The 24,491-nt window shown below is 71.3% G+C and carries 26 protein-coding genes and 1 tRNA gene; 15 read left to right on the top strand and 12 right to left on the bottom strand.

What is annotated here, in order from left to right; translation table 11 throughout:
* The first annotated feature begins 1 nt into the window (after position 1).
* Complete coding sequence (locus EEY80_RS11670; RefSeq protein ID WP_126976750.1) at positions 2-565, top strand: PqiC family protein; 564 nt, start codon at positions 2-4, stop codon at positions 563-565.
* Between the two features lie 121 nt (positions 566-686).
* Here the strand turns inward: EEY80_RS11670 and glgX are convergent, their stop codons facing one another.
* Together glgX and EEY80_RS11660 are read right to left on the bottom strand one after the other, a co-directional pair.
* A complete protein-coding gene (gene glgX / locus EEY80_RS11665; protein ID WP_126976749.1) occupies positions 687-2,756 on the bottom strand; it encodes a glycogen debranching protein GlgX in 2,070 nt (689 codons plus the stop codon).
* Positions 2,756-3,997, bottom strand: coding sequence for a sugar phosphate nucleotidyltransferase (locus EEY80_RS11660; protein ID WP_126976748.1), 1,242 nt, complete (start codon positions 3,995-3,997; stop codon positions 2,756-2,758). The genes glgX and EEY80_RS11660 overlap by 1 nt, the downstream gene beginning before the upstream one ends.
* 195 nt (positions 3,998-4,192) lie before the next feature.
* Between EEY80_RS11660 and trpC the strand changes: the two genes are divergently transcribed.
* The 4 genes from trpC to lexA all read left to right on the top strand — a co-directional run bounded on the left by trpC (position 4,193) and on the right by lexA (position 7,535).
* Positions 4,193-5,014 (top strand): indole-3-glycerol phosphate synthase TrpC, encoded by an 822-nt coding sequence (gene trpC / locus EEY80_RS11655; protein WP_126976747.1) that lies wholly within the window; start codon positions 4,193-4,195, stop codon positions 5,012-5,014.
* Entirely contained in the window at positions 5,014-5,529 is a 516-nt protein-coding gene (gene moaC, locus EEY80_RS11650; protein WP_126976746.1) for a cyclic pyranopterin monophosphate synthase MoaC, read from the top strand. The genes trpC and moaC overlap by 1 nt, the downstream gene beginning before the upstream one ends.
* Entirely contained in the window at positions 5,526-6,713 is a 1,188-nt protein-coding gene (locus EEY80_RS11645; RefSeq protein ID WP_126976745.1) for a molybdopterin molybdotransferase MoeA, read from the top strand. Before moaC ends, EEY80_RS11645 begins: the two co-directional genes overlap by 4 nt.
* Before the next feature lie 99 nt (positions 6,714-6,812).
* Complete coding sequence (gene lexA / locus EEY80_RS11640) at positions 6,813-7,535, top strand: transcriptional repressor LexA (protein WP_126976744.1); 723 nt, start codon at positions 6,813-6,815, stop codon at positions 7,533-7,535.
* Positions 7,536-7,707: 172 nt separating this feature from the next.
* Here lexA and EEY80_RS11635 read toward each other — a convergent pair whose 3' ends face one another.
* Complete coding sequence (locus tag EEY80_RS11635; RefSeq protein WP_235829807.1) at positions 7,708-9,009, bottom strand: DUF6456 domain-containing protein; 1,302 nt, start codon at positions 9,007-9,009, stop codon at positions 7,708-7,710.
* A gap of 272 nt (positions 9,010-9,281) precedes the next feature.
* On the opposite strand from EEY80_RS11635, the gene EEY80_RS11630 reads away from it, so the two are divergent.
* Positions 9,282-9,629, top strand: a complete 348-nt coding sequence (locus EEY80_RS11630; RefSeq protein ID WP_205749098.1) for a DUF6477 family protein — start codon at positions 9,282-9,284, stop codon at positions 9,627-9,629.
* Positions 9,630-9,711: 82 nt separating this feature from the next.
* On the opposite strand, the gene EEY80_RS11625 is transcribed toward EEY80_RS11630, so the two are convergent.
* Together EEY80_RS11625 and fabG are read right to left on the bottom strand one after the other, a co-directional pair.
* Complete coding sequence (locus EEY80_RS11625; protein ID WP_126976743.1) at positions 9,712-9,945, bottom strand: acyl carrier protein; 234 nt, start codon at positions 9,943-9,945, stop codon at positions 9,712-9,714.
* A 225-nt stretch (positions 9,946-10,170) separates the two neighbouring features.
* On the bottom strand, positions 10,171-10,908 hold the full coding sequence (gene fabG / locus EEY80_RS11620; RefSeq protein ID WP_126976742.1) for a 3-oxoacyl-[acyl-carrier-protein] reductase: 738 nt from the start codon (positions 10,906-10,908) through the stop codon (positions 10,171-10,173).
* A 159-nt stretch (positions 10,909-11,067) separates the two neighbouring features.
* Here fabG and EEY80_RS11615 point away from each other — a divergent pair, with 159 nt between their 5' ends.
* The gene (locus EEY80_RS11615) at positions 11,068-11,769 is read left to right on the top strand and encodes a DUF2726 domain-containing protein (protein WP_164738231.1); all 702 of its coding nucleotides are present in this window, start codon (positions 11,068-11,070) and stop codon (positions 11,767-11,769) included.
* A gap of 10 nt (positions 11,770-11,779) precedes the next feature.
* On the opposite strand, the gene fabD is transcribed toward EEY80_RS11615, so the two are convergent.
* Positions 11,780-12,721 carry an ACP S-malonyltransferase gene (gene fabD / locus EEY80_RS11610; protein ID WP_126976740.1) on the bottom strand — a complete coding sequence of 314 codons (942 nt, stop codon included), beginning with the start codon at positions 12,719-12,721 and terminating at the stop codon, positions 11,780-11,782.
* Positions 12,722-12,989: 268 nt separating this feature from the next.
* Here fabD and EEY80_RS11605 point away from each other — a divergent pair, with 268 nt between their 5' ends.
* Positions 12,990-14,195, top strand: a complete 1,206-nt coding sequence (locus EEY80_RS11605) for a cytochrome b/b6 domain-containing protein (protein WP_126976739.1) — start codon at positions 12,990-12,992, stop codon at positions 14,193-14,195.
* A gap of 97 nt (positions 14,196-14,292) precedes the next feature.
* On the opposite strand, the gene EEY80_RS11600 is transcribed toward EEY80_RS11605, so the two are convergent.
* Complete coding sequence (locus EEY80_RS11600; protein ID WP_126976738.1) at positions 14,293-14,871, bottom strand: YceI family protein; 579 nt, start codon at positions 14,869-14,871, stop codon at positions 14,293-14,295.
* A gap of 267 nt (positions 14,872-15,138) precedes the next feature.
* Here EEY80_RS11600 and rpsF point away from each other — a divergent pair, with 267 nt between their 5' ends.
* From rpsF to rplI, 3 genes are read left to right on the top strand one after another with little or no spacing between them, the layout of a single operon-like run.
* Entirely contained in the window at positions 15,139-15,603 is a 465-nt protein-coding gene (gene rpsF, locus EEY80_RS11595; protein WP_126976737.1) for a 30S ribosomal protein S6, read from the top strand.
* A 28-nt stretch (positions 15,604-15,631) separates the two neighbouring features.
* Positions 15,632-15,859, top strand: a complete 228-nt coding sequence (rpsR, locus tag EEY80_RS11590; RefSeq protein WP_126976736.1) for a 30S ribosomal protein S18 — start codon at positions 15,632-15,634, stop codon at positions 15,857-15,859.
* A 12-nt stretch (positions 15,860-15,871) separates the two neighbouring features.
* Positions 15,872-16,441, top strand: coding sequence for a 50S ribosomal protein L9 (gene rplI / locus EEY80_RS11585; RefSeq protein WP_126976735.1), 570 nt, complete (start codon positions 15,872-15,874; stop codon positions 16,439-16,441).
* Positions 16,442-16,531: 90 nt separating this feature from the next.
* Here rplI and EEY80_RS11580 read toward each other — a convergent pair whose 3' ends face one another.
* From EEY80_RS11580 to EEY80_RS11570, 3 genes are all read right to left on the bottom strand, one after another.
* Positions 16,532-17,230 (bottom strand): HD domain-containing protein, encoded by a 699-nt coding sequence (locus tag EEY80_RS11580; RefSeq protein WP_164738230.1) that lies wholly within the window; start codon positions 17,228-17,230, stop codon positions 16,532-16,534.
* A gap of 169 nt (positions 17,231-17,399) precedes the next feature.
* Positions 17,400-18,734 carry a trigger factor gene (gene tig, locus EEY80_RS11575; RefSeq protein ID WP_126976733.1) on the bottom strand — a complete coding sequence of 445 codons (1,335 nt, stop codon included), beginning with the start codon at positions 18,732-18,734 and terminating at the stop codon, positions 17,400-17,402.
* 25 nt (positions 18,735-18,759) lie between these two features.
* A tRNA-Leu gene (locus EEY80_RS11570) sits at positions 18,760-18,844 on the bottom strand.
* Positions 18,845-19,015: 171 nt separating this feature from the next.
* Between EEY80_RS11570 and EEY80_RS11565 the strand changes: the two genes are divergently transcribed.
* The 4 genes from EEY80_RS11565 (at position 19,016) to EEY80_RS11550 (ending at position 22,361) form a co-directional block, all read left to right on the top strand.
* Complete coding sequence (locus EEY80_RS11565; RefSeq protein WP_126976732.1) at positions 19,016-19,588, top strand: Hint domain-containing protein; 573 nt, start codon at positions 19,016-19,018, stop codon at positions 19,586-19,588.
* 148 nt (positions 19,589-19,736) lie between these two features.
* Entirely contained in the window at positions 19,737-20,639 is a 903-nt protein-coding gene (locus EEY80_RS11560; protein ID WP_126976731.1) for a PfkB family carbohydrate kinase, read from the top strand.
* Entirely contained in the window at positions 20,636-21,559 is a 924-nt protein-coding gene (locus EEY80_RS11555) for a pseudouridine-5'-phosphate glycosidase (RefSeq protein ID WP_126976730.1), read from the top strand. Before EEY80_RS11560 ends, EEY80_RS11555 begins: the two co-directional genes overlap by 4 nt.
* Before the next feature lie 76 nt (positions 21,560-21,635).
* Positions 21,636-22,361: a DUF502 domain-containing protein gene (locus tag EEY80_RS11550; protein ID WP_126976729.1), complete on the top strand. Its 726-nt coding sequence runs from the start codon at positions 21,636-21,638 to the stop codon at positions 22,359-22,361.
* Between the two features lie 34 nt (positions 22,362-22,395).
* Here the strand turns inward: EEY80_RS11550 and EEY80_RS11545 are convergent, their stop codons facing one another.
* Together EEY80_RS11545 and EEY80_RS11540 are read right to left on the bottom strand one after the other, a co-directional pair.
* Complete coding sequence (locus tag EEY80_RS11545; protein WP_126976728.1) at positions 22,396-23,595, bottom strand: patatin-like phospholipase family protein; 1,200 nt, start codon at positions 23,593-23,595, stop codon at positions 22,396-22,398.
* Positions 23,596-23,608: 13 nt separating this feature from the next.
* Positions 23,609-24,406, bottom strand: a complete 798-nt coding sequence (locus tag EEY80_RS11540; RefSeq protein ID WP_407920732.1) for a 3-hydroxybutyrate dehydrogenase — start codon at positions 24,404-24,406, stop codon at positions 23,609-23,611.
* Between the last annotated feature and the right edge of the window lie 85 nt (positions 24,407-24,491).

Genomic DNA, 24,491 nt, shown 5'->3' with positions numbered 1-24,491 from the left:
TATGCCCCACCGCCTGACCGCCCTGCCTGTCGTCCTCTGCCTCGGGCTTGCCGCCTGCGGCGCGCCGCCGCGCTATCTGCTGGACCCGCCGCCCTCGACGCTGCGCCTGTCCTCGGCGGCGGACACGATCCTGCTGCGCGAGGTGTCGCTGCCCGACTATGCCGCCAATCCCGAGATCACGCTGCAGGAGGGCGGCGGCGCGGTGACCGAGGCGCGGCGGGCGCAATGGGCCGACCTGCCGCCGCGCGCGGTGACGCTGGCGCTGGCCGAGCGGATGGACGCGATCCTGTCGGGCACCGTCGCGCCCGACCCCTGGCCGCTGTCGGGCTATGCCGAGGCCGAGGTCGACGTGCGGGTGACGCGGATGCTCGCCGGGGCGGACGGCGTGTTCCGGCTGGACGGGCAATATTACGTGCGCAGCGAGGGACCCCGCCGCGGGCCGCCCTCTGCCCCCTTCGCCATCTCGGTGCCGATGGCGGGGCGCGAGCCCGCGCAGATCGCCGCGGCGCAGTCGGCGGCGGTCGGGCAACTGGCCGAGATCATCGCCCGGAGCATGGGGCGGTAGAAACAGGAAGAGGGGGCGCTGCCCCCTCTGCCCCCTTCGGGGGCATTCGCCCCCGGGATATTTGGATCAGCCGCAGGGGCGCGGGCCGGCTGCGCGATTCAAGCGCGCGCCCTGCCCCGCGTCATTCCACCCAGACACCCGCCGATTGCCAGCCGAGCGTGACCTTGCCGCTTTCGGCGCGGTCGCAGGCCACCGGCAGGACCGCGGTGTCGATCCGCCGCCTCCACTTGCCCCTGGGCAGGGTCAGCGTCAGGTCGTCGCCCGCGTTCAGCACGATCAGCCGGCGCGGCCCCTCGACCGGGTGGAACAGCAGCCCGATCGACCGGGCCAGCCCGTCCTGCCAGTCCTCGGGCTTCATCGCTCGCCCCGACGGGTGCCACCAGGTCACCTCGACCGCCCCGGGCAGGTCGGGCGCATCATCGAGCGCGAAGCGCGACCGCGACAGGCCCGCGCCCTCGTTGCGGAAGGCCATCAGGTCGGCCACGCATTGCACCAGGTCGTCGTCGACCTTCGCCCAGTCGGTCCAGGTGACCTCGTTGTCCTGGCAATAGGCGTTGTTGTTGCCGCCCTGCGTGCGCGCGCCCTCGTCGCCCGCCAGGATCATCGGCACGCCCTGGCTGAGGAAGACGGTGGCCAGCATCCCCCGCACCCGGCGGCGACGCGCCTCGAGGATGCCGGGATCGTTGGTCGGACCCTCATGGCCGAGGTTGTGGCTGACATTGTGGTTATGCCCGTCGGCCCCGCCCTCGCCATTCGCCTCGTTGTGCTTGGCGTCGTAGGAGACGGTGTCCCACAGGGTGAAGCCGTCATGGGCGGCGACGAAATTGACCGAGGAGGTGGCCGGGCGGCGGGTGTGGTTGAACTGCACCGGCGAGCCGAGCAGGCGCTGCGGCAGCCGCTGCAGCAGACCGTCGCGCCGCCAGAAGCCGCGCACGTCGTCGCGGAACTTGTCGTTCCATTCGCGGAAGGGCCAGGGGAAGCCGCCCACCTGATAGCCGCCCTGGCCCACGTCCCAGGGTTCGGCGATCAGCTTCACCCCCGACAGCACCGGGTCCTGCCGGATCGCCGAGAAGAAACTGCCCTCGCGTTCGAAGCCCGTGGCCTCGCGCCCCAGGGTCGAGGCGAGGTCGAAGCGGAACCCGTCCACATGCATCACCTCGACCCAGTAGCGCAGGGAATCGAGCAGCATCCGCAGCACCATCGGATGCGCCACGTTCACCGTGTTGCCGGTGCCGGTGACGTCGAAGCAGTGGCGCTTGTCCTCGGCCAGCAGGTAATAGCTGGCATTGTCGATGCCACGGAAGCTGAGCGTCGGGCCCAGTTCCGAGCCTTCGGCGGTGTGGTTGTAGACCACGTCGAGGATCACCTCGATCCCCGCCTCGTGGAAGCGTTTCACCGCCGCCTTGACCTCGCGCATCTGGCCGGTGGCCAGGTAGGGCCGGTGCGGCGCGAAGAAGGTCAGGGTGTTGTAGCCCCAGTAATTGGCCAGCCCCTTTTCCCGCAGGTGCCGGTCGTGCAGGAAGCCCTGCACCGGCAAGAGTTCCAGCGTGGTGACGCCGATCCGGTGCAGATGCTCGATCACCGCGGGGCTGGCGAGGCCGCGGAAGGTGCCGCGATCCGCCTCGGGCACGTCGGGGTGCAGCATGGTCTGCCCCTTCACATGCGCCTCGTAGACGAAGCTGCGTTCCCAAGGCGTGCGCAGCGCCGCGTCCGATTCCCAGTCGAAGGCGGGGTCGGTCACCACCGCCTTCGGCATGAAGGGGGCGCTGTCGCGGGGATCGAGGTCGAGATCGCTGCCGCCCACCGGATAGCCGAACAGCGCGTCGTCCCAGACGAAGTCCCCCTGCAATTCGCGGGCATAGGGGTCGATCAGCAGCTTGTTGGGGTTGAAGCGGTGGCCTTCCGAGGGCGCGTGCGGCCCGTGCACCCGGTAGCCGTAGCACTGGCCGGGCCGCACCCCCGGCAGATAGCCGAACCAGATGCCGCCCTCCATCGCCGGCAGGTCGAGCCGGGCGAGCTCGGTCTGCGCATCGTCGGCATAGAGGCACAGCTCCACCCGGGTGGCATTGTCCGAGAACAGCGCGAAATTCGTGCCCTCGCCGTCGAATTCGGCCCCCAGCCGGTGCGGCCGGCTGAGACCGTGATCGAAGGCGAAGCGGGCGGGCGCGGCGGCGGTGCCGATGTCGCGCATCAGCGGGACCCGACCTTGGCCACGCCACGCACCGGCCGCGACCATGCGGCAAGCGACGGCGGCGCGAGGCTTTCGCGGCGGGCCAGCATGGCCTGCGTGATCAGCACGGTGCCGCCGGGGGTGCGCCGGAACCAGCGCGCATCCTCGGCCGGGTCTTCGCCCACCACCAGCCAGGCCGGCACCTGCGCGCCGGGGGCGACGATGGCGCGCGACAGCCGCGCCCCGGGCGAGATGGTGGCGCCCGGCATCACCACGGTTTCGGTCAGCAGCGCCCGGGACGGATCGCGCCGGTCGGCGCGCCGCAAGGCGATTGGCACGAAGCCCGCCACCCCCTGCGTCAGCGGCGGCAGGTCCGGCAGCGCGCAGGGCGGCTGCGCCCCGGCGAAGTCGAGTTGTGCCACCCGATAGGCGTCGAGCGTGCCCACATCGCGCCAGTAGGGCCGCGACCCGCCCGGCCCGGCGAAGCGCCAGACATTGACATCGCCGTGCAGCACGGCGGCGGGCAGGATGTCGCTGCCGAAGTCATGCCCCGATCCGGCATCGGCGGCATCCTCGATCAGCCTCTCGCGCAGCCAGGGCCAGTCGAAGACGTAGATGCCCATCGAGGCCAGCGCATAGGCCGGGTCGCCCGGCATCCCCGGCGGATCGGCGGGCTTCTCGACGAACGAGAGCGCCCGTCCCGAGGGCGAGACGCCGATCACGCCGAACCCGCTCGCCTGGCTGCGGGGCACGACATGCGCGGCCACCGTCACCGGCGCCGCGGCGCAGGCATGGGCGGCCAGCATCGCGCCGAAATCGGCGTGGTAGACATGGTCCGCTGCCAGTACCAGCACCCGGTCGGGCGCGGCGGCGTCGATGGCGGCAATGTTCTGGGTCACCGCGTCGGCGGTGCCGATGTAGCCCTCGTCGCGGCCCGTGACCTCGGTCCCGCAGGCCACGGTCAGCGCACCGCCGCGCGCGGCGAAGGCCGGCGCCCAGACCTGCTCCAGATGCCGGTGCAGCGAAGCGGGGCGATACTGGCTGGCCACCAGCATCTGGCCGCAGCCCGAGCGGAGCGCATTGGCCAGCGCGAAATCGGCGATCCGGCGGCGCCCGGCGAAGAACACTGCGGGCTTGCAGTCCTCTTGCGTCAGTTCGTGCAGCCGGGTGCCCTTGCCGCCGGCCAGCAGGATGACAAGGGTGCGCCCGCCTCCGGCGGGCTGGGGGGCGGAAGACGCAGCAGGGCCAGGGAAGTCGCGCATGGTCGAGGCCTTCAGTCAGATTGTGAGGAGAGATCCGGGCTGGACAGCGCACAAACCGTCGTCTGGCCGAATGGTTCCCGGCTTTCGGATGGATGTGCGGCACAGACCGGCAGGAGATGCGGAGGGGGATGCGGCGTGGATGCCGGGGGATGCTGGGCGCTTTCCATCGGCCCCGGGCGGCGCTAGAACGGGCGCATGGACATTCTCGACAAGATCAGGGCCTACAAGCTGCAGGAAATCGCTGCCGCCAAGGCCGCCCGCCCGCTGTCGGAGGTGGAGGCCGCGGCCCGCGCCGCAGATGCCCCGCGCGGCTTCGCCTCTGCCCTCGCCGCCGCCTCGGCCACCGGTTACGGCCTGATCGCCGAAATCAAGAAGGCAAGTCCCTCCAAGGGGCTGATCCGCGGCGATTTCGACCCGCCCGCGCTGGCCCGCGCCTATGCGGCAGGCGGGGCGACCTGCCTGTCGGTACTGACGGATGCCCCCTCGTTCCAGGGCGCGCCGGACTACCTGACCGCCGCCCGCGCTGCCTGCGACCTGCCGGCGCTGCGGAAGGATTTCCTCTACGACCCCTACCAGGTGGCCGAGGCGCGGGCCTGGGGCGCCGACTGCATCCTGATCATCATGGCCTCGGTTGACGATGCGCTGGCGGCCGAACTGGAAGCCGCCGCGCGAGACTGGGGGATGGACGCGCTGATCGAGGTGCATGACGAGGCGGAACTCGACCGTGCGCTGCGGCTCGCCTCGCCGCTGATCGGGGTCAACAACCGCAACCTGAAGACCTTCGAGGTCTCGCTCGACACGACGCGCCGGCTGGCGCCGCGCCTGCCCGCCGACCGGCGGCTGGTCTGCGAAAGCGGGCTCTTTACCCCCACCGACCTTGCCGCGATGGCCGAGGTAGGCGCGCGCGCCTTCCTGATCGGCGAAAGCCTGATGCGGCAGGCCGATGTCGCGGCCGCCACCCGGGCGCTGCTGGCCGATCCGGTGGCGACGCCCGCCCAGCCGGAAGATGCCGCCTGATGGCCGAGCCGCCCTCGCCACTGACCCATTTCGACGCCGCCGGACAGGCGCATATGGTCGATGTCTCGGGCAAGGCGGAAACCGCCCGCACCGCCGTGGCCGAAGGCGCGGTGGTGATGGGGGCGCAAACGCTGGCGCTGGTGGCCGCTGGCGGCGCGGCCAAGGGCGACGTGCTCGGCGTGGCGCGCCTGGCGGGCATCATGGGCGCCAAGCGCACCGCCGATCTGATCCCGCTCTGCCATCCGCTGCCCTTGTCGAAGGTGGCGCTGGACCTGACCGCGGACCCCGCCCTGCCCGGCGTGCGGATCGTGGCGACCGTCCGCACCACCGGCCGCACCGGGGTGGAGATGGAGTCGCTGACCGCCGTGACCGTCGCCGCGCTGACCATCTACGACATGCTGAAGGCCGCCGAGAAAGGCATGCGGATCGAGGCGGTGCGGCTCGTGTCGAAAGAGGGCGGCAAGTCGGGCACCTGGACCGCCGCCGGAACCGCTCCCCCGGGGGACGGGACATGATCCCCGTCGAGGAGGCGCTGGCCCGGGTGCTGGCGTTGGCCGGCCCCCTGCCCTCCGAAACTGTGCCGCTGCGGCAGGCGGCGGGCCGGGTCCTGGCCGAACCGGCGCTGGCCCGCCGCGACCAGCCGCCCTTCGCCGCCTCGGCCATGGACGGCTATGCGATCCGCGAGGCCGATCACCGCCCTGGCACGGTCCTGCGCATCGCGGGCGAGGCGGGCGCGGGCCATGCCCATGCCGGCAAGGTGGAATCCGGCTGCGCGGTGCGCATCTTCACCGGCGCCCCGGTGCCGGAGGGCGCCGACCGCGTGGTGCTGCAAGAGGATGTGACGCGCGACGGCGACCGCATCACCCTGGGCGACCGGCTGGAAGCGGCGACCCATATCCGCGCCCCCGGGCAGGATTTTCGCGCGGGCGAGGCGATACGGCCACCCCGCCGGCTGCGCCCCGTCGATCTGGCGCTGGCCGCGGCGATGAACCTGCCGGACCTGCGTGTCCACCGCCGCCCCGAGGTCGCGCTGATCGCCACGGGCGACGAGTTGGTGATGCCCGGCGAGGACCCCCGCCCCGACCAGATCGTCGCCTCGAACAGCTTCGCGCTGGCCGCCATGGCCGAGGCGGCGGGCGCCGCGGTGCGGATGCTGCCCATCGCGCGGGACAGCGAGGACAGCCTGCGCCACAGCTTCGCACTCGCCGAGGGCGCCGACGTGATCGTCACCATCGGCGGCGCCTCGGTCGGGGATCATGACCTCGTGGGGAAGGTGGCGGGGGACCTGGGGCTCGACCTCGCCTTCTGGAAGATCGCGATGCGCCCGGGCAAGCCGCTGATGGCCGGCCGCATCGGCGGGGCGGCGATGCTGGGCCTGCCCGGCAACCCGGTCAGCGCCATCGTCTGCGGCCACCTGTTCCTGCTGCCGCTCCTGGCCGCGCTGCAGGGCCTGCCGGGCCGGGTAGAGACGCAGCGAGGCATCGCCGCCACCGATCTCGACGCGAACGGGCCGCGCGCGCATTACATGCGGGCCGAGCGGCTGGACGATCCGGCGGCGCCGCTGCCGCGCCTGCGCCCCTTCGCCAGCCAGGACAGCGCCCGGCTGACCCTGATGGCCGAGGCCGGGGCGCTGCTGATCCGCCCGCCCCACGATCCGGCCCGGCCGGCGGGAAGCGCGGTGGAGTTCATCGCACTATAGCCAGCGCACCCGCGTCTGCCCGAACCCATTGACACAAACGGGGAACGGTGTCAGAACATTCCGGAAACGCCGCAGGCGGGGGCACAAGGACCGGATGACATGCTGACGCGCAAGCAGATGGAACTGCTCGACTTCATCCGCGACCGGATGGACCGCGACGGGGTGCCCCCCTCCTTCGACGAGATGAAAGAGGCGCTGGACCTGAAATCCAAGTCGGGCATCCACCGCCTGATCACCGCGCTGGAGGAACGGGGCTTCATCCGCCGCCTTGCCCATCGGGCCCGCGCGATCGAGATCGTGAAGCTGCCCGAGGCGATGGAACGCCGCCGGACCGAAGCGCCCTCCGCCGCCCCCCTTCGGGTGATCGAGGGCACGCGACCCGCGCCGAAGCAGCCCGCCGCCCCGCCCGCCGGTGCGATGCCGGTTTCGGCGGTCCATGCCCTGGAACTGCCGGTGATGGGCCGCATCGCCGCTGGCGTCCCGATCGAGGCGATCTCCGAAATCTCGCATCATGTCGCGGTGCCGGGCTCGATGCTGTCGGGCCGCGGCCAGCATTACGCGCTGGAAGTGCGGGGGGATTCGATGATCGGCGCCGGGATCAACGACGGCGACATCGTGGTGATCCGCGAACAGGACACCGCCGAGAACGGCGACATCGTCGTGGCGCTGGTCGAGGGGCAGGAGGCGACGCTGAAGTATTTCCGCCGCAAGGGCGGAATGATCGCGCTGGAAGCCGCCAATCCCGACTATCCCACCCGCACCCTGCCCGATCACGCCGTGGCGGTGCAGGGGCGGCTGGTGGGGCTGATCCGCAGCTATTGACCGCAGGTACTGACGGCGGCTTTCGGGATCGCTGCGGGCGCAGGAATGCGCTGCGGCGGCAGAGTGCCTTCCGCCCCGGCCATCTTCTGCTCGCAAATATCCTCGGGGGTGAATTGCGGCGCCAGCCGCAAGAGGGGGCGGAAAGCCCCCTCCTTCGGCCCCGGTACCAGCGTCAGCCGATCAGCGGCGCGCCGCCCGTCTCCTCGTAGTGCCGCTTCAGCCGGATCAGCGCGATCCGCAGCACGATCTTGCCCGACCGTGCCGACCAGCCGAGCCGTCGTTCCGCCGCCTCCAGCCCTTCCAGCAGGCAGCAGCAGCGCAGCACCATGTCGCCGAGCCCCGGCCCCAGTTCGCGCAGCGCCGCCGCCACCCGGTCGCGGGCGCGCTGCGGCCCCATCGCCGGGCCCTCGCCCGGCCCCGCCGGACCGCGGTCGCCGGCGGTCAGGAACCGGTCCCAGTTCTGCGCCACCCGCGGCCCCATCTGCGCCAGTTCGAAATCCTCGCGCAGCCGCTCGCCCGCCGCCACCAGGTCGGGCGTCAGGAACAGCGTGCCGTCCTTCTCGCGCCGCCGCGCCAGCACGGTCAGCGGCGTCTCGGCCAGGTTGCAGCGCAGGCTGCGGCGGGTGCCATCCTCCCCGGTCACCTCGCGCTCGCCCCAGACGCGGTGTCTGTCGGCATGGGGTTGACCGGAAGGGGGCTGATCGGGCCGGGATGACGCGGCCGGATGCGGATCGAAGGCCTGCGGCGCCTCGGCCAGCCCCGTGCCCCGCTCCGGCGCCTCGGCCAGAAGCCGCTTCAGCGCCGCGCGGCCGGACTGGGTGATCTCGTACAGCGTGACGCGGCCCTGCTGCCGTCGCGGCGCGATCCAGTCCTTCAGCGCGAAGGCCTGCGCGGCGGCGCGATCGGTGACGGCGGTGCGCACCGTGCCGCGCAGGACCGCGGCCTTGTCCATCTCGGGCGCGACGGCCAGCTGGGCCCCCGGCTCGCACAGCCGGCGCAGGATCCGCCGCGCCTCGCCCGCCAGCCCGGCGGAGGCGGCATCGGCAGTGTCGAAGCGGTCGGCCGGGGCCGAGGGATGCGGGCGCAGGGGGGCGGTCACGGTGAAGGTCTCCTCGGTCGTCGGTTCGGTCGGGGGCAGTGCGGAGGGCGCGGCGGAGGCCCGGGCGGCGGGCGCCGCGGCAAGGGCGGGCGGTGCGGCGCCCGCACGGGCCAGCCGGTTCAGCGCCTCGTCCACCAGGGGATCGTCGCGCCGGTTCTCCATCCGGCGCACCCGGCGCAGGATCGTCGAGGCATGGCAGCCCTCGGCCCGGGCGATGGCGCGGATCGACTGGCCGCCCTCGACATGGCGCAGATACAGCTGCGCATTCTCCGGCAGCCAGTCGGGGAAGGGCACGGCGACCGGCCGCGCCGGCGCGCCCGCGATCCCTCCGGCGATCCCGCCCGCGATCTCCCCCAGGCTGGTGGTCATCGTCATGCCGTCCCCCGTCCCGCGCCCCCCGCCCGTGCCCCCTCCCGTGCCCGTGCCCGGGACCAACGAGTCCGGTGCCAGTCCCGGTGCCGGTCCCGCAGGAACCGAAACAACCGTCAGTTGCATATGCTTACCTGTCCGTTAACTCCTTCGCAGTGCGGCGATATTTCTTGCCAATCCCTGAATCCGCCGGGAAGCCGCCGCGCGCCGAAGGCGGCGCGCCTGCAACGCGGCGCCTGCCCGCGGCAGTCTGCGGCCCTTGTCATCCAGGAGCCGACATGACCGATGCGCCCGTATCCCTCGCCCGCCTGCGCCGCCCGGCGCTCTTGATCCGCGCGGCCCGTGCCGGGCTGGCCGAATACGACCGGGCGCGCGACCTGCGCCGGTTGCTGCCGCGGGCCGGCCAGCCCGCCCCCGGCCGCGCCCTCGCCGCGCTGGTCGAGGCCGAGGCACTGGCCGATGCCGACCGCCGCGAGGGCCGGGCGGGCTATTCCGTCATCCGGCATGTGGGGCTGTTGGTGGCGCTGCTGGCCGAGGCGCGGATGGGCGCCGAACCCGCGCCGTCCGGCCCTGTGGCATCGTCGTCGACGGGCACCGAAGGCCGGCCGCGGCTGATGGCCGTCTGACCGGGACGTCCGGTCCGGAATGCGAAACGGCGCCCCTGGGGGCGCCGTCCGTCATCGTCCCGCTATGGACCGCAGTGGCGGCTCAGGCGGCGTCCGAGATGAATTTGACCGCATCGCCGAAGGTCTGGATCGTCTCGGCGGCGTCATCGGGGATCTCGATCCCGAACTCTTCCTCGAAGGCCATGACCAGTTCCACCGTGTCGAGGCTGTCCGCGCCCAGGTCGTCGATGAACGAGGCATTCTCGGTCACCTTGTCCTCTTCGACGCCGAGATGTTCGACGACGATCTTCTTCACGCGATCAGCGATATCGCTCATGTCCAGTCCTCACTCTGCGGGCCGTAAGCCCTGTCTGTCCCTTGCCCGTCTCCGAGCGGTTGCTGCCACGCCAGCGGCGCGGCCGACTGCCGGTAGGCAACCTTCGGAGACACCCCGGGCTCGTCTGACGCCGCCTATAGCATAGTAAGCTATGAAGGCAACCGCTTTCGCAAGTGCGGAATCGGGGGTCCGCAAGGCGTCCTTGCGGCAGCGGCGACGGCCTGCTCAGGTCATCCACATGCCGCCGTTCACATGCAGCGTGGCGCCCGTCACATAGGCGGCCTCGGGGCTGGCGAGATAGAGCACCGAGGCCCCGACCTCGGCCGGCAGACCCATGCGGCCCGCCGGCACCTCGGACAGGATCCGGCCCTTCTGTTCCTCGTTCAGCTTGTCGGTCATCGCGGTGGCGATGAAGCCCGGCGCCACGCAGTTCACCGTCACGCCGCGGCTGGCCACCTCCTTGGCGAGGCTCTTGCTCAGCGCGGTGACGCCGGCCTTGGCGGCGGCATAGTTGGCCTGGCCCGGATTGCCCTCGGCCCCCACGACCGAGGTGATACTGATGATCCGGCCCCAGCGGGATTTCATCATGCCGCGCAGCGCGGCGCGGGTCAGCCGGAAGGTCGCGGTCAGGTTGACGTCGATCACCGCCGCCCAGTCCTCGTCCGACATGCGCAGCATCAGCCCGTCGCGGGTGATGCCGGCATTGTTGACGAGGATGTCGACCGCGCCCATCGCTGCCGTGGCCCGGCCGATCAGCGCCTCGACCTCCTCCGGCACCGCGAGGTTGCAGGGCAGCACATGCGCCCGCTCGCCCAGTTCCGCCGCCAGATCGGCCAGCGGCCCCTCGCGCGTGCCGGACAGGCCGACCGTGGCCCCCGCCCCGTGCAAGGCGCGCGCGATCTCGGCACCGATCCCCCCCGAGGCGCCGGTGACCAGCGCCGCCTTTCCCGTCAGATCGAACATGGGTCCCTCCGCAGTTCCCGATTTTCGGGCGCACATAGCAGCCGTGACGGCCCCGCGCTACCCGGACTCGTCGGCATCAGGCACAGGATCGCCGCGTTTTTGACCAGATCGCGGGAAATCATGCGCGAAGCCCTGACGCTGCCCCGACTCGGACCTGCCATGTTCCAGACAAACCCCTATTTCTCCGCCTCCTCCGGCCTCGCCTCGGGCCTCGCCTCGGGCCTCGCCTCCGCCGATTGGCTTCCGCTTGCCCTGCTGGCGGTGCTGGGGCTTGTGCTGCCCCTGCTGATCCGCGGGGCGACGCGGCGCGGATCGCGAAGGTCCGGGTTCCGGCGGCACAAGGCGACCGTCAGCCCCTGGCCCGCCGCCGCACCGCCGCGCAATGTCGCGAACCCACTCGACCAGATCGACGCCGTATCGAAGGTGTCGTTCGAAACGGTGCCGTTGCTGAACGCCTCGGAATACCGCTACCTGCCGGTGCTGGAGGCCGCGACCCGCGACTTCGGCGACGGGCACCGCCTCATGGCGCAGACCAGCCTGGGCGAGCTGATCCGCCCCAGCCCCGGATCGGCGGATGCGGCGGCCCGCGATGCGGCCTATCGCTCGATCAACTCGAAGCGACTGGATTTCGCGCTGATCGACCGCCGGGGCCGGCTGGTCGCGGCGATCGAGTATCAGGGCAGCGGCCACCATCAGGGGAAGGCCTTCATGCGCGACGCCGTCAAGCGCGAGGCGCTGCGCCGCGCAGGCGTGGCCTTCATCGAGATCGAGGCCGACATGCCGCCGCCGCGCCTGCGCGAGGCGATGCAACGCCTGCTGCGGCCCGAGGCCGCCACCGGGCCGCGCCGGAGCACCGGCTAGCGTTCGCCCCTCAGCCCCGGACCGCCGCCACCTCGTCCGGCAGGCCGAAGGTGCGGGTGGCCGCGTCGCGGGCGATGCGCTTGACCATGCCGGACAGCGCCTTGCCCGGGCCGATCTCCCAGAATTCGGTCACGCCCTCGGCGGCCATGAAGGCCACGCTCTCGCGCCAGCGGACCGAGCCGGTCACCTGCCGCACCAGCAGGTCGCGGATGGTTTCGGGATCGGTGACGGCGCGGGCCAGCACGTTCGGCACCAGGGGCACCGAGGGCACGGCGATGGCCACATTGGCCAGCGCGGCGGCCATCGCCTCGGCGGCGGGCTGCATCAGCGGGCAGTGGAACGGGGCCGAGACCGGCAGCAGGATCGCGCGTTTCGCCCCATGCGCCTTGGCGATGTCCAGCGCGCGCTCCACCGCCGTGGTATGGCCCGAGATCACCACCTGCATCGGGTCGTTGTCATTGGCGGCGCGGCACAGTTCGCCCCCCGGCCCCTGCGCCACCGATTCCAGCGCGATTTCGTCGGCCGTGGCGAAATCGACGCCCACCAGCGCCGCCATCGTGCCGGCGCCCACCGGCACCGCCTCCTGCATCGCGCGGCCGCGCAGGCGCAGCAGCCGCGCGGTGTCGGACAGGCTGATCGCGCCGGTGGCGCAGAGCGCGGAATATTCCCCCAGCGAATGGCCGGCGACGAAGGCCGCCTCGGTCACCGCGACCCCCTCGGCCTCCAGCGCGCGCATGGCGGCGATCGAGGTCGCCATCACCGCGGGCTGGGTGTTCTCGGTCAGGGTCAGCGTCTCGATCTCGCCATCCCAGATCAGCCCCGACAGGTTCTGGCCGAGCGCCGCGTCGACCTCGTCGAAAACCGCGCGCGCCGCGGGATAGCTCTCCGCCAGCGCCCGGCCCATGCCGATCGTCTGCACCCCCTGTCCGGGGAAAAGGAAGGCCCTGGTCATGCTCGCTCTCCTCCGTGGCCCCGGGTCCGGACTGCCGGGCTGTCACCGCCCGTATCGCCCGCAAGGCCGCTTTGCGTGATGTGGGCTGTCCTAGCGAAAGCAGGCGTGTTTCACAACTGCCCGCGATCCCGGATCGGGCGGGGCGCGATCCGGCGCAGGGGCCCTGCCGTCGCTGCACTGCCGCACAGAGGCTGTGACCGCTGCCGCATGGGCAGGCGATGGCGTGGCGGATAAAGTGCGGCCCGTGTCGTTCATCCGGGGATCGCCCATGGCCCTTGCCAATACCGCCACCCGCTACGGGCTCGTCGCCCGCAGCTTCCACTGGCTCGTCGCGCTGTTCATCGCCACGGCCTTCGCGCTCGGCCAATATGCCGAAGGGCTGCCCACCGGCAGCGATGCCGAGGTCGCGCGGCTGATGCAGGTCTATTCGCTGCACAAGACCATCGGCGTCAGCGTCTTCCTGCTGGCGCTGGCGCGGATCCTCTGGGCGCTGGCCCAGCCCCGCCCCGCGCCGGTCCATCCCGACCGGCGGCTGGAGGTGCTGGCGGCCGGCGCGGTGCACTGGGCGCTCTATGGCGCGATGCTGGTGATGCCGCTGTCGGGCTGGGTGCAGCATTCGGCCCTGACCGGCTATGCGCCGATCCTGTGGCCCTTCGGCCAGGCCCTGCCCTTCGTGCCGCAGTCCGAGCGCGTGGCCGAGGTGGCCGAGGCCATCCACCGCGCCGCGGTTCCGGTGCTGGTGGGGGCGGTGGCCCTGCATGTGGCGGGTGCGCTGAAACACGCGGTCATCGACCGCGACGGCACGCTGTCGCGGATGGTCAGCGGCCGGGCCGCGGGAACCGGCGGCGGCGGGCATGGCGGGATCGCAGCCTTTGGGCTGGCGCTGCTGGTCTGGGCGGCGGCGGTCGGACCCGCCGCGCTGGACCGCGCCGCAGAGGCGGAGGCGGGCGTTCCGGCGCAGCAGGCCGCCGCCGACCCCGCCCCCGCGACCGAAAGCACCGCCCCCGTCTGGACGGTGACGGAAGGCAGCCTCGGCATCTCGCTCAGCCGGATGGGCAAGGCGCTGACCGGCAGTTTCACCGACTGGACCGCCGACATCCGCTATGACGAGGCGACGGGCACCGGCAACGTGACGGTGACGATCCGGCTGGCGAGCCTGTCGATGGGATCGACCGCCGAACAGGCGCTCGGACCCGACTTCCTGAATGCCGGCGCCTTCCCGACCGCCGTCTTCCGCGGCGAGATCGCGCCCGCGGCCGAGGGCCACGTCGCCACCGGCACGCTGGAGATGCGCGGCCTCGAACGGCCGCTGACCCTGCCCTTCACGCTGGCGATCGAGGGCGACACGGCGCGGATGACCGGCAGCGCCGCCATCGACCGGCGGGACTATGGCATGGGATCGGGCTATGACGACGAACGGACGGTGGGCTTCGTCACCCAGGTCGATGTGGCGCTGACCGCCACCCGGAACTGACCGACCCGCGACTGCCAGACGCGACCGGACGACAGCCGCAAAAAAAGGGCCGCCCCGTCAAGGGCGGCCCTTTCCATGTTCCGGCGGCTGGCGCGGCTTATTCGGCCTTCATCGCCTCGACCGAGATCTGCACCGTCACCTCGTCCGACACATAGGGCGCGAACAGGCCGAGGTTATAATCCGACCGGATCAGCGTGGTGGTGGCATCGAAGCCGGCCCAGGGCTTGCCCTCCATCGGGTGATCGCCGATCTGGTTCAGCGTCGCCTCCAGCACGACCGGTTTGGTGACGCCGTTCAGCGTCAGGTCGCCGGTGATCAGCGCCGTCGTCTCGCCCGTGACCTCGATGGAGGTCGAGGTGAAGGTGACCATCTCGTCCTCCGACGCGTCGAAGAAGTCGGGCGACATGAAGTGGTCGAACCGCTCCTGCCAGCCGGTCAGCATGCTGCGCACCGGGAAGGACACGGTGACCGACGAGGCGGCCGGGTCTTCCTGGTCGAACTGGATCTGGCCCTCGAAGCCCGAGAACATGCCGGTCCCGGTCGAAAAGCCGAGATGGTTGTAGCTGAACACGATCTGGCTGTGGCTGGGATCGAGCGTATAGGCCTCGGGCGCGGCGAAGGCCGGGGTGACGAGGGCGGTGGAGGCGAGGACGAGGGCGGTCAGGCTGGGCTTCATCGGGAACTCCGTTGAACAGGGCGGTTTGCGCGGGCAAGGTGCCTGTCGCGGCGACCCTTCACAATTCGACAGGCGCCAACAAATCCTGTGCGGTCCTGCACGGTCGGCCCCGCTTTCGCCCGGCCCGGCCAAGCCGCGCTTGCGCCCCGGCGCGATCCGTGTATAAGGCCCCATCCTTCCGCATCTGCGAAACCGGCGAGCCCCTCGAGGCGGGGCGCGGAAGGTCTGGTCCCGCCGATGAAGCCGCCCGAGACAACAGGAGATTGCATGCCGCTTTACGAGCATGTCCTCATCGCGCGTCAGGACCTGTCCAACGCGCAGGCCGAAGGCCTTGTCGAACACTTCTCGACCGTTCTCGCCGACAATGGCGGCACGGTCGTCGGCTCCGAATACTGGGGCGTGAAGACGATGGCCTACAAGATCAACAAGAACCGCAAGGGCCACTACGCCTATCTGCGCACGGATGCGCCCGCCGCCGCCGTGCTGGAGATGGAGCGTCTTGCCCGCCTGCATGACGACGTGATGCGCGTGCTGACCGTGAAGGTCGAGGCGCATGACGAGGGTCCGTCGGTGCAGATGCAGCGCCGCGACGAGCGGGGCGATCGCGGGGACCGCGGCGACCGTGGGGACCGCGGCGGCGACCGCGGGGATCGCGGCGACCGGGGCGACCGGGGTGACCGCGGCGGCGACCGTGGGGGCGACCGCGGCGACCGCGGCGGCTTCCGTCGTTGATCAGAGCCTGAAGAAAGGACCATAGATCATGGCAGCCAAACCGTTTTTCCGCCGCCGCAAGGTCTGCCCGTTCTCGGGCGACAACGCGCCGAAGATCGACTACAAGGACGTCCGCCTGCTGCAGCGCTATATCAGCGAGCGCGGCAAGATCGTCCCCGCCCGGATCACCGCCGTCTCGGCCAAGAAGCAGCGTGAACTCGCGCGCGCCATCAAGCGCGCCCGCTTCCTCGCCCTGCTTCCCTATGCCGTGAAGTAAGGAGAGAGGACAATGCAAGTCATCCTTCTGGAGCGTGTGGCCAAGCTCGGCCAGATGGGCGAGGTCGTCAACGTGCGTGACGGCTATGCCCGCAACTTCCTCTTGCCGCAGGGCAAGGCGCTGCGTGCCAACGATGCCAACATCAAATCCTTCGAGGCCCGCAAGGCCCAGCTCGAGGCGAACAACCTCGAGACCAAGAAGGAAGCCGCGGCGATGGCCGACAAGCTGGACGGCCAGACCTTCGTGGTCATCCGCTCCGCCTCGGATTCGGGCGCGCTGTACGGCTCGGTGACGCCGCGCGACGCGGCCGATGCCGCAACCGCCGCGGGCTTTACCGTGGACCGCAAGCAGATCGCGCTGGCCAAGCCGATCAAGGATCTGGGCCTGCACGAGGCCTCGGTCATCCTGCACCCCGAGGTGTCGGCCACGATCCGGCTGAACGTCGCCCGGTCGAACGAAGAGGCCGAACTGCAGGCTTCGGGCAAGTCGATCCAGGAACTGGCGGCCGAGGCCGAGGCCGCGGCGGAATTCGAGATCGCGGAGCTGTTCGACGAGATCGGCGCCGCGGGCGAGGACGAGTGATCCGCAGCGCCGCCCGCGCGGCGCAGCGCAGATAAAGAAGGGCCGCGCCGGGGCAACCGGCGCGGCCCTTTCGCATGGCGCGGGCCGGGCTCAGCCCGCCGCGCGCACACCCCGGATCAGCGCCAGCCGGCGCAGGTCGCCCAGCACCTGGCGGAAGGCCGGGCGCGCGACATCCGCCGCCTCGGGCAGCCGGCCCACGACATCGGCCGCCACCTCGGCATGGCGCAGCAGATCCTCGCGGGTCCAGTCCGCGGGCGGGTCCTCGGCCAATGCCCGCAGGTTGGAAATCTTGTCGCAGATCTTCACCAGCGCCGCCGCCGGCGACAGCTGCCCCGCCACCTCGACCTGATGATGGTCGCGCTCGGCCTGGGTCAGCCCGGGCGGATCGGTCAGCTCCTCCACTACCGCGGCGAGGGGGGTGCCGAAACATTCGGCCAGCTCGGCCCCGGTCATGACATGGGCCTTTTCCAGCACGTCATGCAGCCAGGCCGCGGCGATGGCCTCGGGCGTGCCGCCGAACCCCTCGACCATGCCCGCCACCTCGGCCAGGTGATCGAGGAAGGGCCGGTGCGCGGCGCCCTTGCGGTCCTGCCCCAGATGCGCGGCGGTCGCGGTTTCGCGCGCGCGGGCGATCCGGCAATCGTCTGCCCGTTCGGCGGCAGGTGCCGGCAGCCGCAGCAGCCCGCCCCCGGCGGGCTCGGGCGCCGGGATGGTGGCGGTGTCGGCCGAATGGGGCTCGGCGGCATGGGGCTCGGCGCGCCGGATCAGGCGCAGGGATGCGTGTCGCATGGATGTCTCCTCGCTCGCTGTCACGACGTGTTGGCCCGAACCCCCCTGCCCCGGCGTTGTTCCGTGGCGGCGATGGGGGGCGGCGGGTCCTTGCCGGGCCGGCGGACCCGCGCCAAACGGAAAGGGCCGCCCGAAGGCGGCCCCCGTTCGTCCGTCCGTGGTCCGGCGATCAGAGCTCGTCGAGCGCCTCGACGGCCTTCTGCAGCTCGTCCTTGCCGATCTCCTTGTCGGTGACCTGGGCATTGGCGACGATGTAATCCACGACCTTGTCCTCGAAGATCGGCGCGCGCAGCTGCTGCTGCATCTGCGGGTTCTTCTGCACGAACTCGAAGAAGGCGCGCTCCTGCCCCGGATATTGCCGCGCCTGCGCCAGCACCGCCTGCGTCATCTCGGCATCGGTGACGGTGATCTCCTGCTTGCGGCCCAGTTCGGCCAGCAGCAGGCCAAGCCGCACCCGGCGTTCGGCCAGCTGGCGATGTTCGTCGCTGACCTCGATATTGCCGTGGTCGTGATGGTGCACGTCGGGATTTTCCTCGTGCCACAGCTGATGGGCGATCTGGTTCGCCTCGGCATCGACCAGCGCCTCGGGCAGGTCGAACTTCACCTGCGTGTCGAGCTGGTCCAGCAGGCCGCGCTTCAGCACCGCGCGGGCGGCGCCGGCGAATTCGGCCTCCAGACGCTGGGCGATCTGCGCCTTCAGCCCGTCCAGATCCTCGGCACCGAACTTCTTGGCCAGCTCGTCGTCGAGCTCCGCCGCCTTCGGCGCCTTCACCGCCTTCACCTTGCATTCGAAGACGGCATCCTTGCCGGCCAGATGCGCGGCACCGTATTCGGCCGGGAAGGTCACCTTCACCTCGACCTCGTCACCTTCCTTGGCGCCGGTCAGCTGATCCTCGAAGCCGGGGATGAACGAGCCCGAGCCCAGCACCAGCGGGTAATCCTCGGCCGCGCCGCCCTCGAAGGCCTCGCCATCGACCTTGCCGAGGAAGTCGATCACCACCTGATCGCCCTCCTTCGCCTTCGAGCCCTTCTTGCGATCCTCGAAGGACTGCGCCGACTTGGCGAGGTTTTCCAGCGCCTCGGTCACCGCGGCCTCGTCGGCCTTCACCACCAGACGTTCCAGCGTCAGGCCGCTGGCGTCGAAATCCGGGATGTCGGGCAGCGCGTCGTAGGACAGCGACACGACCACGTCATCGCCTTCCTTCCACGCGTCGCCGCCCTGCATCTCGACCTTGGGCTGCATGGCCGGGCGGTCGCCGGTCTTGTCGAAATGGTCCTTCATCGCGCCGTCGATGGCGTCCTGCATCGCCTCGCCCAGAAGACGCTGGCCGAACTGCTTGCGCAGGATCGGCATCGGCACCTTGCCCTTGCGAAAGCCCTTCATCTCGATCTCGGGCTGCGCCTCGACGAGTTTCTCGCTGACCTTCGCGTCCAGCTCGGCGGCGGTGAGCGTGATCGTGTAGCCGCGCTTCAGGCCGTCATTCAGGGTCTCGGTGACCTGCATTCGTTCATCCCGTCCTAATTCATCCTGGTGCGGGTGAAGGGACTCGAACCCCCACGCCTTGCGGCGCCAGAACCTAAATCTGGTGCGTCTACCAGTTCCGCCACACCCGCGACCGCAACAAGCGGCCCCTCGCGGAACCGCCCCTTTGATCCGCGCCCTTCTAGCAATATCGCCCCCGGGATGCGAGAGGAAAAAGGCGCCGCCGAAAAGGCTCGCACAGGCGCCAATCCTGCCATAATCTGCACGAAAAATAACGAGGCGGCAGCAGTAGGGACAACCCCATGACCGGCAAGGACGGCAGGGGGCGGCGGGGCACCGTGACAGGTGCCGTGCCCCCCAGGGAAGAGGCGCGTGACAGGACCGGCCCGCGGGCGGCCCCGGTGGAAACTCCGGCCTTCGGGGCAGCGGCCTTCGGGCAACAGGCCTTCGGGCGCGGCGGCATTGTCGCGGGCGCCCGGGTGCTGACGCTGGATGGCGCGCTGCCGGTGGAATACCTGGCCCCCGGCGACCGGGTCATCACCCGGCGCGGGGCGCGGGTGCTGCGTTCGGTCACCGCGCATCGCCTGACGGGCGAGGCCTGCCGGGTGATGGCCGGCGCGCTCGGTTTCGACCGGCCCGAGGGCGCGGTCTGGCTGGCGCCCGATACCGGCATCCTGATCCGCGACTGGCGCGCCCGCGCGCTGTGGGGCCGGGACAGCGTGGTGGTGCCGGTGGCGCGGCTGGCGGATGGCGAGCATGTGGCGCGTGTCGTCGTCACCGACCTGCCGGTCTTCACCCTCGGCTGCGACGGACCGGAAATCCTGCGCGTCGAGGGGATGGAGATCGCGGCGGCGCCGGAACTGGTCGCGGGATGAGGGCCGGGCCGAGGGGGCCTTCCGCCCCCTCTTGGCCTTGCGGCCAATTCACCCCCGAGGATACTTGTGCCGACAAGAAGCCGCCGGCGCGGGGCGCGGTGTCGCCCGGCGCGTCCCCCCGTCCCCGCCCCCATGACCGCAATCCGCCATGACCGAGACCCGGACCGACGCCCCTGACATCCTCTGCATCGGCGGCGCGCTGTGGGACATCCTCGGCGACAGCCCGGCGCCGCTCGCCCCCGGCGAGGACCGGCCGGGCCGTATCCTGCGCCGCCCCGGCGGGGTCGCGCTGAACCTCGCGCTGGCGCTGGCCGCGCAGGGGTCGCGGCCGGCGCTGTTGTCGGCCGTCGGGACGGACGCGGCGGGGGAGGAGCTGGTGGCGCTGTGCGGCCGCGCGGGCGTGGCGACCGGCTGGCTGTATCGCCCCGGGGACATGCCGACCGACCAGTACCTCGCCATCGAGGCCGGAGGCGCGCTGGTCGCGGCCATCGCCGATGCCCGCACGCTGGAGGCGGCGGGGGCGCGCATCCTGTCGCCTCTGGCCGACGGCCGGCTCGGCAGCGCCACCGCGCCCTGGCGCGGGCCGATCGTGCTGGACGGCAACCTGGCGGAACCGCTGCTGGCGCAGATCGCGGGATCGGCGCTGTTCGCGGCGGCGGATTTGCGGATCGTGCCGGCGAGCCTCGGCAAGGCGGGGCGGCTGGCGCCGCTGGTCAGGCATCCGCACGCGACGCTCTACCTCAACATCGCCGAGGCGGCGGCGCTGTCCGGCAGGCCCGCCGCCGGTGCGGCGGATGCGGCGGCGGCGCTGGTCGAACGCGGCGCGCGGCGGGTGCTGGTCACCGACGGCGCCCGCCCCTGCGCCGATGCGGCGGAAGACGGCCTGCTGATCCGGCTGCCGCCGCCCGTGCCCGTCGCCCGGGTCACCGGGGCGGGCGACCGCTTCGCCGCCGCCCATCTGGCCGCCGAACTGAAAGGCCTGCCCCGCGAGGCCGCGCTCGAGGCCGCCCTCGCCGCCGCCGCCGCCCATGTCGCCGGAGATGCCGCATGACCGACGCCCCCCTGACCCTGTCCGACGAAACCTCTGCCGCGCTGGCCGCCGGGCGTCCCGTGGTGGCGCTGGAAAGCACCATCATCACCCACGGGATGCCCTATCCGCAGAACCTGGCCACCGCACGGCAGGTCGAGGCCGACATCCGTGCCGCGGGCGCGGTGCCCGCCACCATCGCGGTGATGGGCGGCGCGATCCGGGTGGGGCTCGACGATGCGATGCTCGACCGGCTGGCACGGACGCCCGACGCGCTGAAGCTGAGCCGTGCCGATCTGGCCGCCTGCCTCGTCTCGGGCCGGACCGGGGCCACCACCGTCGCCGCGACGATGATCTGCGCGCATCTGGCCGGGATCGAGGTCTTTGCTACCGGCGGGATCGGCGGCGTGCATCGCGGCGCCGAGACCAGCTTCGACATCTCCGCCGACCTGCGGGAACTGGCCGAAACCCCCGTCACCGTCGTGGCCGCCGGGGCGAAGGCGATCCTCGACCTGCCGAAGACGCTGGAGGTGCTGGAAACGCTGGGGGTGCCGGTCATCGCGTTCGGGCAGGACGAATTGCCCGCCTTCTGGTCCCGCCGATCCGGCCTGCCCGCGCCGCTGCGCATGGACAGCCCCGCCGAGATCGCCGCCGCCCATGCGATGCGCGGGCGGCTGGGGCTGCCGGGGGGGCAGCTGGTCGCCAACCCCGTGCCCGCCGCCGATGAGATCCCGATGGAGGAGATCGCCCCCGTCATCGCCGCCGCGCTGGCCGAGGCCGAGGCGGCGGGCATCGCCGCCAAGGCGGTGACGCCCTTCCTGCTGGACCGGATGCACGGGCTGACGGCGGGCCGGTCGCTGGCCACCAACATCGCGCTGGTGCGCAACAACGCCCGGCTGGCCGCCGCGATCGCCGCGGACCTGGCGCGGCTGCGCGACGCCTGACCCCGCCGCGCCCGTCGCTTGTGAAGCGCGCCGCCTGCCCCTACTGTCGCCACTCGAACGCCGCGCCCGAGCCGAGATGAAACGCACCGATCCCGACAGCCGCCCGCTGATCCCGCCCCCCTCCTCGCACCGCCCCGGAATGCTGGCGGCGTTGCGCGCCTCGTTCCTGACCGGGATGGTGGTGATCCTGCCGATCGCGCTGACGATCTGGCTGATCTGGACGGTCACGGGCTGGATCGACAGTTTCGTGCTGCCGCTGGTGCCCTACCGGTTCCGGCCCGAACATTACATCGGCATCGACCTGCGCGGCGTCGGCGTGATCTTCCTGCTGGTCTTCACGGTGATCGTGGGCTGGCTCGCCAAGGGGCTGATCGGGCGGTCGCTGATCCGCTGGGCCGAAAGCCTGGTCGACCGGATGCCGGTGGTCCGGTCGGTCTACAACGCCGTCAAGCAGATCGCCGAGACGATCTTTTCCCAGTCCGGCCCCAAGTTCGATCGCGCCTGCCTGATCGAGTACCCCCGCCCCGGCCTGTGGGCGCTGGCCTTCGTGTCGTCCGAGGCGAAGGGCGAGGTGTCGCGGCGCATCGGCGACGGCGAGACGGTGCTGTCGGTCTTCCTGCCGACGACGCCGAACCCGACCTCGGGCTTCCTGCTCTATGTCCGCGAATCCGAGGTGGCCTTCCTCGACATGACGGTGGAGGACGCGGCGAAGCTGGTGATCTCGGCCGGGCTGGTCTATCCGGCGGAACGGGAGCCCGCAGCGCCGGGCGCCCCGCCCCCCGTCGCTCGCGGCGGGCGCTGACCGACCTCACCACCCGGCCGCTTCGCGCGAGCGGTCAGCCCAGCATCGTCGCCAGATCGACGCTGCCCGCCCGCCCCAGGCTGTCGCGCGTCTCGCCCAGGAAATTCTCGGCCGAGGCCCGCCCTGCCGCCTTCAGCTGCGCCAGAAGCGTCGGCGCCGGCACCAGCTTGGTCGTCACCGACAGCGAGCGCATCAGCTCGTCATCGGCGATCATGTGCACCCGCACATCCTTCATCGACCCGCGCGGCACCTGCCCCTTCTCGATCAGCCGCTTGACGAAGCCGATGGCCCGCAATTCCCGCAACAGCGACGAGTTGAAGCTGATCTCGTTGATCCGGTTGGTGATCTCCTGTGCGCTGCGGGGAAGGTCGTCGCGCATCAGCGGGTTGATGTTCACGATCACGATGTCGTCGGGCAGGTCCGGGTCGAACAGCGGAAACAGCGCCGGATTGCCGGCATAGCCGCCGTCCCAATAGGCCTCGGACTTGCCGGTGGCGGGGTCGTCGATCTCGATCGCGCGGAACAGCGTCGGCAGGCAGGCCGAGGCCAGCAGCGTTTCCGGCGTCACCTCGTGTTCGCCGAAGACGCGGATCTTGCCGGTGCGGACATTGGTGGCCGAGACGTAGAGCCGCGGCCCGTCGTGGCAGCGGATCGTGTCGAAGCTGAAGCGTTCGACGACCCGGATCAGCGGGTTTTCCGCGAAGGGGATGTCATAGGGGCTGAAGGCGCTGGTCACCGCGTCGATCACCGACATCGGCACCGCGGCCTCGATCATCTTCGCGGTGATCGCGGGGCCGGGCAGGAAGGCCATCATCCAGTGCAGGAAGGACAGGTCCGGGATCGCGCCCATCTGGCCCCACAGCCAGTCGAGCATGTGGCGCGCGCCCTCGCGCCCGCCCTCGACCCAGCCGGATTTCAGCGCGGCGCCGTTCATCGCCCCCGCCGAACAGCCGGAGATGGCGGCGATCTCGATCCCCTCCTCCTCCAGCAGCCGGTCGAGCACGCCCCAGGTATAGGCGCCGTGCGCGCCGCCGCCCTGCAGGGCGAGGTTGATGCGCAGGATGCCGTCGCCGCCGATGGCCGGCGCGGTGGGGTTGCCCGCCAGCGCCTCGGCCCCTTCGGGGGTGACGGGATGGGCGGAGGACGCCTTGCCCTCGCCGCCGGTCGCGGCCTCGGTCGCCAGATCGTCGCCCTCTGCCGGTTGCGGCCCGGCCGGCTTCTTCCCGTCGGTCATGCGCGACCCCCGTTCACAGGGCGGTCCATCCGCCATCGACGCTGATCGTGGTGCCCGTCACCTGCGCGCCATAGTCGCTGCACAGCCAGATCACCGCGCCGCCCATCTCCTCGACCGTGGCAAATTCTTTCGAGGGCTGGCGGTCCAGCATCACGTTCTTGATCACGTCCTCGCGGCTCATGTTGTGGGTCTTCATCTGGTCGGGGATCTGCGCCTCGACCAGCGGGGTCAGCACATAGCCCGGGCAGACGGCGTTGCAGGTGATCGCGGCCTCGGCGGTTTCCAGCGCCACCGTCTTGGTCAGCCCGACGAGGCCGTGCTTGGCCGAGACATAGGCCGACTTGAAGGGCGAGGCGGTCAGGCCGTGGGCCGAGGCGATGTTGACGATCCGGCCCCAGCCGGAGGCGCGCATCCCCGGCAGCGCTGCGGCGATGGTGTGGAAGGCCGAGGACAGGTTGATCGCGATGATCGCGTTCCACTTCTCGACCGGGAATTCCTCGATCGGGGCCACATGCTGGATGCCCGCATTGTTCACGAGGATGTCGCAGCCGCCCAGCCTGTCTACCGCCGTGGCGATCAGGGCGCGGCAATCCTCGGCCTTCGACATGTCGGCGCGGATATAGCAGGCCTCGACCCCGAACTCGGCCGCGAGGTCGGCGGCGAGCTTGTGGTCATCCTCGCTGTCGGTGAAGGAGTTCAGCGCCACCGCGGCACCCGCCCGCGCAAGCTCCCGCGCGATGCCCAGTCCGATGCCCGAGGTCGAGCCGGTGACGACCGCGCGGCGGCCGGAAAGCGAGATGGTGACGGGCATGGCTGGTCCTCCTGAGGCCCGGCAGCGCCGCCGGGCGGATGCGTCGCGGGAAACTTATACGCTGCAAATGCAACATCCAGCCCCC

It is taken from the genome of Frigidibacter oleivorans (assembly GCF_003993775.1).
Classification (GTDB): Bacteria; Pseudomonadota; Alphaproteobacteria; order Rhodobacterales; family Rhodobacteraceae; genus Frigidibacter; species Frigidibacter oleivorans.
This window is presented reverse-complemented; position numbering and strand designations above follow the sequence as displayed.

Coding starts and splice junctions, on each gene's coding strand:
- EEY80_RS11670 (WP_126976750.1), top strand. CDS start 2: ATGCCCCACCGCCTGACCGCCCTGCCTGTCGTCCTCTGCCTCGGGCTT.
- glgX (WP_126976749.1), bottom strand. CDS start 2,756: ATGCGCGACATCGGCACCGCCGCCGCGCCCGCCCGCTTCGCCTTCGAT.
- EEY80_RS11660 (WP_126976748.1), bottom strand. CDS start 3,997: ATGCGCGACTTCCCTGGCCCTGCTGCGTCTTCCGCCCCCCAGCCCGCC.
- trpC (WP_126976747.1), top strand. CDS start 4,193: ATGGACATTCTCGACAAGATCAGGGCCTACAAGCTGCAGGAAATCGCT.
- moaC (WP_126976746.1), top strand. CDS start 5,014: ATGGCCGAGCCGCCCTCGCCACTGACCCATTTCGACGCCGCCGGACAG.
- EEY80_RS11645 (WP_126976745.1), top strand. CDS start 5,526: ATGATCCCCGTCGAGGAGGCGCTGGCCCGGGTGCTGGCGTTGGCCGGC.
- lexA (WP_126976744.1), top strand. CDS start 6,813: ATGCTGACGCGCAAGCAGATGGAACTGCTCGACTTCATCCGCGACCGG.
- EEY80_RS11635 (WP_235829807.1), bottom strand. CDS start 9,009: ATGACGATGACCACCAGCCTGGGGGAGATCGCGGGCGGGATCGCCGGA.
- EEY80_RS11630 (WP_205749098.1), top strand. CDS start 9,282: ATGACCGATGCGCCCGTATCCCTCGCCCGCCTGCGCCGCCCGGCGCTC.
- EEY80_RS11625 (WP_126976743.1), bottom strand. CDS start 9,945: ATGAGCGATATCGCTGATCGCGTGAAGAAGATCGTCGTCGAACATCTC.
- fabG (WP_126976742.1), bottom strand. CDS start 10,908: ATGTTCGATCTGACGGGAAAGGCGGCGCTGGTCACCGGCGCCTCGGGG.
- EEY80_RS11615 (WP_164738231.1), top strand. CDS start 11,068: ATGTTCCAGACAAACCCCTATTTCTCCGCCTCCTCCGGCCTCGCCTCG.
- fabD (WP_126976740.1), bottom strand. CDS start 12,721: ATGACCAGGGCCTTCCTTTTCCCCGGACAGGGGGTGCAGACGATCGGC.
- EEY80_RS11605 (WP_126976739.1), top strand. CDS start 12,990: ATGGCCCTTGCCAATACCGCCACCCGCTACGGGCTCGTCGCCCGCAGC.
- EEY80_RS11600 (WP_126976738.1), bottom strand. CDS start 14,871: ATGAAGCCCAGCCTGACCGCCCTCGTCCTCGCCTCCACCGCCCTCGTC.
- rpsF (WP_126976737.1), top strand. CDS start 15,139: ATGCCGCTTTACGAGCATGTCCTCATCGCGCGTCAGGACCTGTCCAAC.
- rpsR (WP_126976736.1), top strand. CDS start 15,632: ATGGCAGCCAAACCGTTTTTCCGCCGCCGCAAGGTCTGCCCGTTCTCG.
- rplI (WP_126976735.1), top strand. CDS start 15,872: ATGCAAGTCATCCTTCTGGAGCGTGTGGCCAAGCTCGGCCAGATGGGC.
- EEY80_RS11580 (WP_164738230.1), bottom strand. CDS start 17,230: ATGCGACACGCATCCCTGCGCCTGATCCGGCGCGCCGAGCCCCATGCC.
- tig (WP_126976733.1), bottom strand. CDS start 18,734: ATGCAGGTCACCGAGACCCTGAATGACGGCCTGAAGCGCGGCTACACG.
- EEY80_RS11565 (WP_126976732.1), top strand. CDS start 19,016: ATGACCGGCAAGGACGGCAGGGGGCGGCGGGGCACCGTGACAGGTGCC.
- EEY80_RS11560 (WP_126976731.1), top strand. CDS start 19,737: ATGACCGAGACCCGGACCGACGCCCCTGACATCCTCTGCATCGGCGGC.
- EEY80_RS11555 (WP_126976730.1), top strand. CDS start 20,636: ATGACCGACGCCCCCCTGACCCTGTCCGACGAAACCTCTGCCGCGCTG.
- EEY80_RS11550 (WP_126976729.1), top strand. CDS start 21,636: ATGAAACGCACCGATCCCGACAGCCGCCCGCTGATCCCGCCCCCCTCC.
- EEY80_RS11545 (WP_126976728.1), bottom strand. CDS start 23,595: ATGACCGACGGGAAGAAGCCGGCCGGGCCGCAACCGGCAGAGGGCGAC.
- EEY80_RS11540 (WP_407920732.1), bottom strand. CDS start 24,406: ATGCCCGTCACCATCTCGCTTTCCGGCCGCCGCGCGGTCGTCACCGGC.